We start from the raw sequence: 12,189 nt of genomic DNA, 5'->3' as shown, positions 1-12,189 counted from the left end.
CCGTTTAGTCACCGTCGACGACGCCGGTTCCCTGCACTGAAGTCACTGCCGCACGACTGAACAGAAACGGACCGACATGGTCGACGTGAACGTGGAACCGTTCGAAGTCGAGGTACGAGGACGCAGCGGAAACCTCTTACGGGCCGACGTGTACCTTCCAGCGGACGGCGTCGGCCCCTTCCCGATCGTCCTCGGAGCGTCCCCGTACCAGAAGGCCTTACGCTATCTCCCGCCGAACCCCGTGTTCGCGTTCACCGAATACGGCCCGATCCAGCTGTACCTCGACAACGGCTACGCCTACGTCGCGATGGACCTCCCCGGCACGGGGCGCTCCGAGGGAACCTGGGACCCGGTCTCGCGCGCCGAGGGCGAGGCCATCCACGACATGATCGAGCACGTCGCCGTCCTGCCGTGGTCCACCGGCGCGGTCGGCATGATCGGCATATCGCACTACTGCTGGAGCCAGTGGAACGCGGCGCGGACACGTCCGCCGCACCTGCGGACGATCGTGGCCTACGACGGCGCCACGGACATGTACTGCGACTGGATGTACCAGGGCGGGATCCCGATCCAGGGCTTCCTCAACACCTGGCTGTTCGGATCCGTGCTCTACCAGCACCAGCTCCGGGGCATCGACTTCCACGTCGGCGACAAGCACGAGTACATCTACGACGTCCTCTCCCATCCGCTGGACGACGAGTGGCAGCGCCGCAGGTCGCCCTTCTGGGAACTGCCGTCCGTCGACATCCCGGTGTTCTCGATCGGCGTGTGGGGCAAGGCGGCGCTGCACCTGCGCGGCAACTTCTACGGCTACGAACGCGTCCAGGGACCGAAGAAGCTCCTGGTCGCGCACCCGTCCGGCTTCGCCCAGGCCCAGATGTACTACTTCGACGAGCAGTTCCACCGCGACGAACTGCTCCCCTGGTACGACCACCACCTCAAGGGCATCGACAACGGGGTGATGAAGCAGCCCGCGGCGCGCTTCTACGTCAACGGCGAGGACACCTACCGGTCCGCCGAATCCTGGCCGCCACCGGACGCGGCACCGACGGCCTTCCACCTCGCCGGCGCCCGCAGCGGTGCCGTCGCCTCGCTCAACGACGGCTCGCTCACCGAGACCGCACCGGAGTGCGAGCAGGACTCGACTTCGTGGTCCTACCCGGACCCGAAGTGGATGGCGGGCGTCACCGTCTTCGACAAGCACGGCGTGCCCGACCACGTCGCCCGCGTCACCACCTACACCTCACCACCGATGGACCGGGACCGGGAGTTCACCGGCCACGGCGTCCTGACGCTGCACGCCTCGACCGACCAGACCGACCTCGACCTGTTCGTCAAGGTCTCGCTGGTCTCGGCCGCCCCCGACGCCGGGCTGCCGGTCAAGGTCACTCAGGGCTGGCTGCGTGCCTCGCACCGCGCCGAGGACCCGGAACTGACCTCCGACATGCGCCCGTTCCACCAGCACGCGAAGATCGAGCCGCTGGTGCCCGGCGAGGTCTACGAACTGCGGGTTGAACTCCTGCCGATGTCCTTCCTCGCGCGCCGGGGCGACCGGATCCGGCTGGAGATCACCAACCAGGACTCACTGATCACCGACGCGCCGATGACCCACTTCTACGGGACCAAGGTCGGCACCGACACCTACCACCACGACCGCCCGCACCCCTCGACGCTGCGCCTGCACGAGCGCCCCCGCACCTGAACGGAGCCCGCCATGAGCATGGTCTACCTCGCGCAACCCGAACAGCAGCAGCAACTCGAATGGCTGGACGGCGGCACCCTGGCGATGCTGCTCGACGGCAGGGCCACCGACGGCCAGCTCATGATGGGGCGCTTCGACGTCGCCGAGGGCGAGGCGCCGCCCTATCACCGGCACACCCTGGAGGACGAGGTCTTCCTGCTGCTCAAGGGCACCGCCCTGGTGTGGTGCGACGACCAGGAGTACGAACTCGCCGAGGGCGGTGTGGTGTTCCTACCCAAGCAGATCCCGCACGGGTACCGCATCACCTCCAAGAGGGCCGACCTGCTGATGATCAACACACCGGCCGGCATCGAGGGAATGTTCCGCGAGACCGGCCGCGACAAGTCCACCCCGCGTCCACCCGGCTTCCAGGTGCAACCCGATCCCGGCATCGCCGACAAGTACGGCAACGTCATCCTGGGCCCGCCACGCTGACCGGTCCGCCTCAGAGCCAGTCTGCTCCAAGCCCGAAAGGCACCAGCACCATGACCCAGCAGCAGCGCCAAGCCCTCGATGAACTCCTGCGTCACGGCTCGCTCGACGTCGGGGGCGAGGTCGCCGAGCAGCGCGCGATCTTCCACGAGATGATCTCCGCGACACCGCTTCCTGACGACGTCTCAGCCAAGCAGGGCGAACTCGGCGGCGTGCCCGTGGTGACCGTCGAAACCCCGGGGCTCGACCCATCGGCCCTGGTCCTCTACTTCCACGGCGGCGCGTACGCCCTCGGCTCAGCGCCCGACTCGGTGGGCCTGGCCGCCGACGTCGCCCGACGCGTCGGAGCCCGGGCCATCTCGGTCGACTACCGCCTCGCCCCGGAACACCCCTTCCCCGCTGCCATCGACGACGCCGTCGCCGCCTACCGTGCACTCCTCGGCGAGGGCGTGCCCAGCGAGCGCATCGCGTTCGTCGGCGAGTCCGCCGGCGGCGGCCTGGTCGCCGCGACCCTGGTCGCGCTCAAGAGCACCGGCCTGCCGCAACCCTGCGTGGCCGCGGTCTTCTCCCCCTGGGTCGACCTCACCGTCTCCGGCGCCAGCGCGACCGGCAAGGCCGAACTGGACCCCGCGCTCACCCCCGAGGCCCTGCGTACCAGGGCCGTTGACTACCTCGGGGATCGCGACCCGGCCTCACCGCTGGCCAGCCCCGTCTTCGCCGACCTCACCGGCCTGCCCCCGCTGCTCATCCAGGTCGGCTCGCACGAGATCCTGCTCGACGACGCCGTCCGCCTCGCCGCCCGCGCCGCCGACCACGACGTGGCCGTGGAGCTACAGGTCTGGCCCGAGGTCCCGCACGTCTTCCAGGGCTTCGCCGCCGTCCTGGACGACGCGGACCGCGCCCTGAACTCCGCCGCCGCCTTCATCCAGCGCGCCTGGGCCGCCTGACCGGAACCCGGTTGTGGTTGCACGGGTGGACGGCTCAACAGGTGGCGGGTGAGGACCGGACGGACGGACGGCCACGGGGGAGACCGACCACCCGTCCGGGGACTGGTGGGCACCGCGTGCGAACCGCGGTGCGGGACCGGACGGGCCGTGGAGACTGGGGAGAGACCACGGCCCGCCCGGGGCTATTGGGGGCGCCCCGTGCGGTGGGGGCTCGGATCGCCCTTGCGGGGCGGGTTCGGGGCGGTGCTCGGACGGCCGGTCGGGTGGCTGCCCTGGCCGCCGCCGTGGCCCGCACCCGGGTCGCCGGGCCGATGGCCCGCTCCGGGCGCGCCGGGCCCCGTCGGGACGGTGCCCGGCCGGTCGACCGTGGGCTTCGTACCCGGCGCATCGCTCTGGCCGCTGCCGTGGCCGGCCAGGACCGGGGCGCAGTAGCCGGGGACCTCGGCCTGGCCTCCGGCGGCCGCGACCAGTGCGGCGAAGCGGTGCTCGGCCAGCACCGTGCCGGGATTCGAACCGCCGCTCACGGCAAGGACACGGCACAGGGCGGCCAGCTCGGACGGTACTGCCGCAGCCGAGCCGGTGACCGTCGCCGAGGGCGACCGACCGGGTGCCCCCGCACTGGCCGTGGCGGCAGGACCGCTGCGCACGGGCCTGCCACCCAGGGCGGCGGGCATGTTGCCGGTGGCAGCCGCGACGGCGACACCGCCGAGGGCGGTGGCCAGGGCAGCGGCCACCACCTTGGCGCTGAGGAGCCGCAACACGGCAGACGTGAGCATCGGTCGCTTTCGGGACGGCGGGACAGGAGCGAGGCGAGCCGCCCGAAACGCGGCCAGGGCCGCCTGCTCGCCGGGCAGTTCACCGTCGGCTGCGGGGGCGGCGGCAGCGGCGATCAGTCCGGCGAGAGCGTCGTGGCCGACTGCCGTGCCGGCCCCGGCCCCGCCGAGCAGTTGCTCGGCCGTGTCGTGGTCGATCCGACGGGATCGGTTGGTGCTCATCTCATGTCCTTCAGCGTCGAAGCCGTCGTCGGTGTCACTCCCGGGGCGAAACTTTTTTCCGGCGGCCTCGGCCGGCCCGCTCCGGGCCCGTTCCGCTCGGCGTCCGCCTCCCGCTGCTCCAGGAGAACCGCCAGCTTGCGAAGGCCCCGGTGCGCCGCCATCCGCACGGCACCGGCCCGTTTGCCGAGCACCCGGGCCGCGCTGTCCGCGTCCAGGTCCATGACCACCCGAAGCAGCACCGCCTCGGCCTGGTCGCGCGGCAGCCCCGCGATCAGGGCCAGCGCCTCGGCCGTACCGACGGTGGTCAGCGCCGCCCGCTCGGTGTCCTCGGCCGCCGGCCGGTCCAGCAGGTACTCCACCGGCACGCTGCCGATCGGCCGGCGACGGCGGCTGCGCAGCAGGTCCATCGCCCGGTTGCGGCCGATCGTCGCCACCCAGCCACGGAACCCGTCGAAGTCCCCGCTGAACGACCCCAGATCGCGGGTGATCTGCAGCCATGCCTCGGACGCCACATCCTCGGCGTCCTCCCCGACCAGCACGGTCAGGTAGCGCAGCAGTCCGGGCTGGACCTCCCTGAACAGAGCCCTGAACGCCTCCTCATCCCCCCGCTGCGCCGCGATGACCTGCTCGGACATCTCCCGCATCGCTCGCTGCCGCAGCACCTCCGCGCTTCCCGTCCCACTGTCGGCCCCGCCGAACTCCTCCGCACTCTGCACGCGGGACATCATGCGGCAAAGCCACCCCGCAGCTCACCCCGCAAGTCTGATAAGTCAGCTGATAGCCCCAGAAGATCTATTTGACCGGAACGGGGGCGGGCCAGCCGCTTTCGGCCGCGCGACCAGGGCCGGCGGCAGGACCTGCTCGGAGCAACTGGAGGCCGAGGTCCACAGCGGGGACCAATCGGGTTGATCAGGCGAGCCGGCGGGCGTGGCGAGATGGGCGCGGGCCCGTGGTGGCCTATCGAGGAAGCATGCGCATCCGAATCCGCCGAGTGGCTCTGCCGACCGCCTCGACGATTGTCGCCGCCTGCCTGGCGGTCTCCCTGCCGGCCATGTCCGCTCCCGCGGCGGCCTCACCCACGCGGGGTGCGGCCGCCGTGTCCGCCTCGAAGGCGGCAGCCGCGGCACCGCGACTCGGAGCCGACACCGCGGCCGAGCTCGACAGGGTCATCCAGAGCACGGCCACGCAGGCCGGGGTCCCCGGGGTGATCGTGGGCGTCTGGATGCCCGGACGGCAGCGCTACGTGCGCGCGTTCGGCGTCGCCGACAAGACCGACTGCGACCCGATGCGGCCGGACCTGTACATGCGCATCGGCAGCGAGACCAAGACCTTCACCGTCACCGCGCTGCTCGAACTGGTCGACCGCGGCGAGGTCGGCCTGGACGACCCGGTCTCCCGCTACGTGCCGGGGGTACCGGACGGGCGGCACATCACGCTGCGTCAACTCGCCGGGATGCGCAGCGGCCTGTTCCCCTACAGCGCGGACAAGGGTTTCCAGCACCTGCTGCAGACCGAGCCGCACCGCCAGTACACCCCGTGGGAGCTGCTCCGCTTCGCGTTCGCGCACGCGAACCAGTTCGCGCCGGGCGCGCGGTTCGACTACTCCAACACCAACACCGTGCTGCTCGGCCTGGTCGTCGAGAAGGTCACGCACAGCCCGTTGCGGGACGCCTTCCGGGACATGATCACCGGGCCGAGCGGCCTGGACCACACCTTCCTGCCGATCCGCGCGGAGTTCCCCCGGCCGCACGCCCACGGCTACACCGACGAGACGGTGAACGGCGCCGAGGCGGACGCGACGAACTGGAACCCCAGCTGGGGCTGGGCGGCCGGCGCCATGATCTCGAACCTTGAGGATCTGCACTCCTGGGCGGCGAACGTGGCGACCGGCGGGCTGCTCAAGCCGCAGACCCAGACGGAACGCCTCGACGCGCTGCCCACCGGCGCCCCGGGTGACGCGTACGGCCTGGGGATCGACATCAACCACGGATGGATCGGCCACGCGGGCTCGCTGCCCGGCTACCAGAGCCTGACGGTCTATCTGCCCGCCCTCCGGGCGACCGTGGTGATCCTGGTCAACACCGACATCAGGTCGAACAACGAGAATCCCGGTACCTTGCTCGGCCGGGCGATCACCCAGGTCATCAGCCCGAAGAACGTCTACGGCTCGGCGAGCGACCAGTCCTGACCCATCCGGCGGGCCCCCGGTCAGCTCCGGGGGCGGCGTGTCGCGCGGATGCGCGTGAAGAGCACCGCGAGCCGCAGCGCCACGACCGACGCCACCCCCAGACCCACGGCAGCGCCCGACTCCCCGGCGACGCCCAGCGCGATCGCCGCAGCGCCGGCAGCCCCACAGAACACCGATGCGACGACTGCCGGGCGCCCGATCCACGCGTGTTCCCTCACCTCTCGTTGATGCCCCGGACCGCGGGGGTTCAGGCGGCTTCGAGCCGGGTCGTCCAGGTTCCCCCGAACGCCGAACTAGCGGTACATTGGTACCGCTAGTTGCCGGTACATCTGTACGCATAGGTGAGGGAGGGGTCATGTCCAAGGCAGCCGACGGGCGTCTCGCGCGGGGCGAGGCCCGTAGGGAGCTGCTGCTGGATGCGGCCGTGCGGGTCGTCGGCGAACAGGGCGCCGGGGCGCTCACCCACCGCGCCGTCGCCGCGGGCGCCGCCGTGTCGCTGGCCTCCGTCACGTACCACTACCCCTCGATCGACGACCTGCGCCGTGCGACGTTCGAGCACGCCGGCTCAAGGATCGGGCTGGAGTTCCGCGCCCTGGTCACCCGCACCGCCGCGCGACCCGACGCCCTGCCGGCGTTGTGCGGTGACTTCACCGCACACCTGGTCACCGATCGGCGCACCGACGCCGTCGCCGTCTTTGAAATGATCATCGCGACCGGACATGACCCGGACCTCGGTCCGGTCAAAGGACTCCTGGACCGGCGGCTCGCCCGCCTCCTGGAGCCCTACGTCGGCTCGCAGGCGGCGGCACTGACCGTGACCGCCGCCCTGCAGGGCCTCGTCCTCACCGCTCTCACACCGGACCCGGCGCGCGACCCGCAGTGGCTGCGGGCAGCGGTGACCGATCTCGTCCGCCGCTACCGCGCCACCACCCCTCGACCCGGAGATTCCCCATGGACCTGATCCTCACCGCCGTCAGCGGCCTGGCCTGGACGATCGTCTACATCAGCGCGATCCGGATAGGGTTCCGGCACCGCACCTACGCGATCCCGATGGCCGCACTGGGCCTCAACTTCGCCTGGGAGTCCATCTACGCGGTGCACGACCTGATGAGCGGCCTGTCTCCGCAGACCGTGGTCAACATCGTCTGGGCACTGGCCGACCTCGTCATCGTGTACACCTTCTTCGCCTTCGGCCGCGCGGAGTTCCCGCGCTTCGTGACGCGGTCGATGTTCACCGTCTGGGGCGTGCTGCTCTTCGCCGCCTCGTACGCGGTGCAGTGGCTGTTCATCGTGCAGTTCGGTTCCTCCGTCGGCGCCCGTTACTCGGCGTTCCTGCAGAACCTGCTGATGTCGGGCCTGTTCATCGCGATGCTGATCGCACGGCGGGGATTGCGCGGGCAGACCCTCACCATCGCCGTCGCGAAATGGCTCGGCACCCTGGCACCCACGCTCTCGATCGGCCTGCTCGACCACTCGGCGTTCGTACTCGGCATCGGCGTCCTGTGCAGTGTGTTCGACCTCCTCTACATCGGCCTCGTGCTCTGGGCCAGGGCCCACCCCGACGCACTCGCGACGACCGACACGCCCATCCCGGGGGCCGAGCAGGCGCGGGAGACGGCAGCGTCGGGCGCAGGCCCGGTGTGAGCTCCGGGCCTGCGGTGCCCGGTACGCCCGGTGCTGCGCCCTACTTCGGTGCCTGGAAGCCGCCGATCCGCTGTTCGAGCAATTCGGCAAGTCGCAGCGGGGTACGGTCCTCGAACATCGGACCGATGAGCTGTACTCCCACCGGCAGGCCCTCGGGGGATAGCCCCGCTGGTACGGCGGTGGCGGGCAGGCCGGGCATGGTGGCCACCCCGGCCCAGACGAGCTGGTCGAAGTACGGGTAGTCGACGCCGTCGATGTCGAGCCGGCGTGTCCTCGGATCGGGGTTGTGGTCGTGCGGGAACGCCGGAGTGGGCGTGACCGGACACACCACGGCGTCGAACTCGGCGAAGAGCCGCCGCCAGCCCTGGCGGTGGAGCTCGCGACGGCTGTTCGCCTCGATCCAGTCGGGGTGGCTGAACACCATGGCGCGCAGCCGCACCGCATCCAGACTCTGGTCGTCCGCGCTCAGTGCTGCGGCCTGGGTCCGCAACTCCTCGTACGACTCGACCGGAAAACGTGCGACGGAGCCCGAGATCAGCAACTGCGTGTAGACGATCCCGGCCTCGGTCAGATCGGGCAGCAGCGGACTGTGCCGTTCGACCCGGGCGCCGCCGGCGACGAGCGCGTCGGCCACCCGGTTCACGCCCGCCCGCACCGCGGCCCCGGTCGGAATGAGCGGATGCTCGTCGAGGACCAGGACCCGGAAGTCGCTGAGCCGCTCATGGCGCGCGGGCGGCAGCCGCAGGTCGTACGCCACCCCGAGGGTCAGCGGGTCCGGCCCGGCCATCACGTCGAGCAGGAGGGCGAGATCGCGGGCGGAGCGCGCCATCGGACCGACGACGGCGAGGTCGAGATCGATCGGCAGTGCCGGTGCGGGCGGCGGGACCATACCGCGGTTCGCCACCAGCCCGAGGGTCGGCTTGTGTGCGTAGACACCGCAGAAATGCGCGGGAGTGCGCAGCGAACCGCCGATGTCGGAGCCGATGGACAGCGGGCCGAAGCCGGAGGCCAGGGCGGCCGCCGATCCGCCGGAGGATCCGCCCGATGTGCGGGCGTGATCCCACGGGTTGTTGGTGGTGCCGTAGATGTCGTTGAAGCTCTGGATGTCCTGCAGCCCCAGGGGCACATTGGTCTTACCGAGCACCACCGCGCCCGCGGCCCTGAGCCGCGACACCTGCACCGCGTCCTCGGCCGGCATGTAGTCGCGGTGTGCCGGCATGCCCCAGGTCGTGGGCAGCCCCGCGATGTTGTAGGACTCCTTGACCGTCACCGGGATGCCGAGCAGCGGCCGGTCCTCACCGCGGGCGCGCGCCTGGTCGGCATCCCGCGCGGCGGCCCGTGCACGGTCGAAGTCGGGCACACAGATCGCGTTGATCGCCTTGTCGTCCCGCTCGATACGGGCGATGGCCTCGTCGGTCAGTTCCGCCGAACTCACTTCACCGGCGCGCAGGGCAGCAGCGAGTGTTTCGGCCGTTTGATATATCCACTCCATGAACCCGACCGTACCGGCCCCTGGAACAGGCCACGAAATGCCACTTCGCACAACGGGCGAATGTCTGAAAACTCGTCATGTTCCGCTCCACCAAGGGCCCTGTCAGCTGCGGAACGCGTTCTGGCCGGGTGTCAGCCGCCGACGAGCAGGGCGCTGAGGCGGCGCAGCCACAGGTGGGGATCGGGGGCGAGTTCGACATCGCGGCCCAGGGCGCCCAGGGCGTACTCCAGCCGGCCCCGGTCCAACTGAAGGGCCAGCAGTTCGTGCACCTCGCCGACGGTCCGGGCCACCACCGAGCGGCTGGTGCCGGACCGCCATGCGGCGACCACGCGGCGCTCGGCTTCGGCCGAATCCACGCCGGGGTGCTCAGCGGGGAAGTCCTGTCCGAAGTACCCGCCGAGGAGTTGGAAGAGCTGAGGGAACCGGCGGCGCCAGGCCCAACCGGTCCCTGGCACGTCGACGGGGGCCGCGTTCCCGGAGGCGACCGACGACTCGATCAGGTCCGCCACCGTCTCCATCCACGCGAACCGGTCGGCCATCGGGGGCCACGGCAGCATGGGCGCCGATGCCGCCGCTGACGCGCCGCCGCCGGCGAGCCGCCGAAGCTGCGCGGCCGCGACAGCCGGGCCGGTCGGGTCCACCAGCAGCATGGCGCCGAGGTACTCGCCGAGTGCCGCGCTCGGCGCGCCCGGCGCGTCGTCCGTGGGCATGCCCGCGTAGGCCTCCAGCAGGTCCCGCAGCGCGGCGTGGTGGGCCTGCCAGAGCGCCGGGGACGGGGGCTGATCGGACCGGTCGTGCGTGGGCATGGGCAGACTTCTCATTCCTCGGTCGGATAGGCGTAGCGGACCACGAAGCCGTTGGCCGCGGCGGTGTCCCGCTGGAGGACGACGCGCACCGTCGACACGTCGAAGGGCGCCCGTCCGGCCAGCGCCGTCGCGGCCGGGAGCAGCCGTCCGGTGATCTCACCGGGGAAGTCGGCGGTGAGGACCAGGCGTTCGCCGGCCCCGCCGGACAGCCACTGCGCGATCCGGTCGCGGTTGCGGTTCACGACACGCTGGACGTAGTCCTGCGCCTCGGATCCGCTCGCGAAGCTGGACGCTCGCAGCACCACCGTCATCGGGGACCTCCGTTCGGGGCGGTACCGGGGCGGGCCCGCCACAGCACGTCGGCGGCTGCGTCGCGCAGCCAGGCCCGCCAGGTCAGATCATCCCACCAGGGCACCTGGGGGTCCGCGCCGCGCGGCTGCTCGCCGAGCAGCGCGACGGCCCGGTCGGCCTCCGCGTCCCCCGTGAACAGCAGGTCGAACGCCGCGATCTCGGCGGACAGTTCGGCGGCGACCCGGCCAGAACCGCCGCAGGAGTCGACGTACGCGGCGGCGGCCAGGTCGGGCAGCACCGACGGGTCGTTGGCCTCCCGGTACGGGTCACCCTCCGGCTGCGTCAGCAGCACGCGGTACAAGCCGAGGAGGCGGCAGAGTTCGGGGAAGAGCTCGCGCAGCTCCCAGGAGTCGAGCGGGAGCCGGTCGGGCCCGGGCACCGGCTGGACCGAAGGCGGGTCGGAGAGCAGGACGACCAGCGTGTCGGCGGTCGCCTCGGCGTCGTCGTCCCGGCCCAGCCGGTACGCCGCCATCGGCTCGGGCTGCCGGCGCAGGGCCCAGGCGAGGTCGGCCAGCTGGAGCCGGGTCGCCCAGAACATCACCTCGCGGTGGGAGCGCCGGATGCGCTGGTCGCCGATGCCGGGCCGACCGCGCGTCGGAGCGGACCGGCGCTCGTCGGCTCCGTAGGCGGCGAGGAGGTGGCGGGCCTGGCCGTACCGCCGGTCGCCCTGCAGGCCTGCCGCGGCCGGCGGGCCACCCGAGCCGTCCGCCGCCGTGGCGGACTCCAGGGCGGCGGGCTCCAGGGCGGCGGACTCCGGGGCAGCGGACTCCACCGCGGCGGACGGGCCGGCCGCCGCCACCTGGCGGAGCCGGTACTGCGCCTGGATGAGCACTGACGGCCAGCCCAGGGACGGCAGCTCCGCGGACGGCCAGTCCCTCCGGGGGAGCAGCCCCCACCGGTCCAGGGCCACCAGCTCGGTCAGCTGTCGCACCAGGTCGGCCAGTTCGAGCCGCCGCACGCCGGCGTCGGCCGGTTCGAACACGCTGAGGACCGCGCCCTCGGTCGCGTACAGCTCGTCGGCCATGCCGACCGGGTCGGACGCGGTGTTGAGCCCCTCGCGCAGTGCCAGCACCCAGACGTCGCACAGGTCGGACGCCTCGGCGTAGAGGCGGCGCAGCGTGCGGCTGTCCAGCGGGCGCTGTTCGCTCCCGCACAGGGTGACGAGCGCTTCGAGCCGCGCCGCGAGGGTCTCGGGGGCGTGGCCGAACAGGTCCGGCACACAGGCGATCACCGTCTCGCGCGGGGACCGGTCGAGCCCCGGCTCCGTCGCCGCCCGGATCGCGTCCGCCAGCCGGGACCGGAACCCCTGTGCCGCGCCCCCGGGCACGGCCAGCCGGGTCGTCGCCAGGAACTCGACGAGCGTGTCCACCGGTTCCTGCCGCCGCGCGGCGACCCGGGCCCGGGGATGGGCGAACCACTCCAGCTCCTGCTGCAGGATGTCCACCTGCTCCCGGCCGGCGTCCACGCCCAGGGCCGCCAGGAAGGCGGACCGGGCGGAGCCGTCCCCGGCCGCCGCGCGGCCCTCCGTGCCGTCGTCCACGTCGTCCACCCGTCTCGTTCCCTTCGCTCCGCTCGGTCGGCCCCGCCCCTGCT

12 protein-coding genes are annotated in these 12,189 nt (G+C 71.9%); 6 read left to right on the top strand and 6 right to left on the bottom strand.

Going from position 1 to position 12,189, the window contains the following annotated elements; all coding sequences use genetic code 11:
- The first annotated feature begins 91 nt into the window (after positions 1 to 91).
- Genes ABH925_RS29910 through ABH925_RS29900 form a run of 3 tightly spaced genes read left to right on the top strand, consistent with a single transcriptional unit; the run spans position 92 to position 3,120 of the window.
- On the top strand, positions 92 to 1,702 hold the full coding sequence (locus ABH925_RS29910; RefSeq protein ID WP_370152937.1) for a CocE/NonD family hydrolase: 1,611 nt from the start codon (positions 92 to 94) through the stop codon (positions 1,700 to 1,702).
- 12 nt (positions 1,703 to 1,714) lie between these two features.
- Entirely contained in the window at positions 1,715 to 2,176 is a 462-nt protein-coding gene (locus ABH925_RS29905; RefSeq protein WP_370152935.1) for a cupin domain-containing protein, read from the top strand.
- Positions 2,177 to 2,226: 50 nt separating this feature from the next.
- Entirely contained in the window at positions 2,227 to 3,120 is an 894-nt protein-coding gene (locus ABH925_RS29900) for an alpha/beta hydrolase (RefSeq protein ID WP_370152933.1), read from the top strand.
- Positions 3,121 to 3,302: 182 nt separating this feature from the next.
- Here ABH925_RS29900 and ABH925_RS29895 read toward each other — a convergent pair whose 3' ends face one another.
- Both ABH925_RS29895 and ABH925_RS29890 read right to left on the bottom strand, forming a co-directional pair.
- The gene (locus ABH925_RS29895; RefSeq protein ID WP_370152931.1) at positions 3,303 to 4,115 is read right to left on the bottom strand and encodes a hypothetical protein; all 813 of its coding nucleotides are present in this window, start codon (positions 4,113 to 4,115) and stop codon (positions 3,303 to 3,305) included.
- Positions 4,112 to 4,750 (bottom strand): RNA polymerase sigma factor, encoded by a 639-nt coding sequence (locus tag ABH925_RS29890; protein ID WP_370153051.1) that lies wholly within the window; start codon positions 4,748 to 4,750, stop codon positions 4,112 to 4,114. Before ABH925_RS29890 ends, ABH925_RS29895 begins: the two co-directional genes overlap by 4 nt.
- A 335-nt stretch (positions 4,751 to 5,085) precedes the next feature.
- Here ABH925_RS29890 and ABH925_RS29885 point away from each other — a divergent pair, with 335 nt between their 5' ends.
- The 3 genes from ABH925_RS29885 (at position 5,086) to ABH925_RS29875 (ending at position 7,947) form a co-directional block, all read left to right on the top strand.
- Complete coding sequence (locus ABH925_RS29885; RefSeq protein WP_370152929.1) at positions 5,086 to 6,303, top strand: serine hydrolase domain-containing protein; 1,218 nt, start codon at positions 5,086 to 5,088, stop codon at positions 6,301 to 6,303.
- Between the two features lie 355 nt (positions 6,304 to 6,658).
- Positions 6,659 to 7,264, top strand: a complete 606-nt coding sequence (locus tag ABH925_RS29880; RefSeq protein WP_370152927.1) for a TetR/AcrR family transcriptional regulator — start codon at positions 6,659 to 6,661, stop codon at positions 7,262 to 7,264.
- Entirely contained in the window at positions 7,255 to 7,947 is a 693-nt protein-coding gene (locus ABH925_RS29875) for a hypothetical protein (RefSeq protein WP_370152925.1), read from the top strand. The genes ABH925_RS29880 and ABH925_RS29875 overlap by 10 nt, the downstream gene beginning before the upstream one ends.
- Before the next feature lie 40 nt (positions 7,948 to 7,987).
- Here the strand turns inward: ABH925_RS29875 and ABH925_RS29870 are convergent, their stop codons facing one another.
- The 4 genes from ABH925_RS29870 to ABH925_RS29855 all read right to left on the bottom strand — a co-directional run bounded on the left by ABH925_RS29870 (position 7,988) and on the right by ABH925_RS29855 (position 12,145).
- Positions 7,988 to 9,439, bottom strand: coding sequence for an amidase (locus ABH925_RS29870; RefSeq protein ID WP_370153049.1), 1,452 nt, complete (start codon positions 9,437 to 9,439; stop codon positions 7,988 to 7,990).
- A 131-nt stretch (positions 9,440 to 9,570) separates the two neighbouring features.
- Positions 9,571 to 10,245, bottom strand: coding sequence for a contact-dependent growth inhibition system immunity protein (locus ABH925_RS29865; protein ID WP_370152923.1), 675 nt, complete (start codon positions 10,243 to 10,245; stop codon positions 9,571 to 9,573).
- An 11-nt stretch (positions 10,246 to 10,256) separates the two neighbouring features.
- Entirely contained in the window at positions 10,257 to 10,556 is a 300-nt protein-coding gene (locus ABH925_RS29860; RefSeq protein ID WP_370152921.1) for an RNase A-like domain-containing protein, read from the bottom strand.
- Positions 10,553 to 12,145, bottom strand: a complete 1,593-nt coding sequence (locus ABH925_RS29855; protein ID WP_370152919.1) for a hypothetical protein — start codon at positions 12,143 to 12,145, stop codon at positions 10,553 to 10,555. The genes ABH925_RS29860 and ABH925_RS29855 overlap by 4 nt, the downstream gene beginning before the upstream one ends.
- Positions 12,146 to 12,189: the final 44 nt, after the last annotated feature.

Source organism: Streptacidiphilus sp. EB129 (assembly GCF_041262645.1).
Classification (GTDB): Bacteria; Actinomycetota; Actinomycetes; order Streptomycetales; family Streptomycetaceae; genus Streptacidiphilus.
Note: the sequence above shows the minus strand (reverse complement) of the source record. Positions and strands in the feature narration are given on the sequence as shown.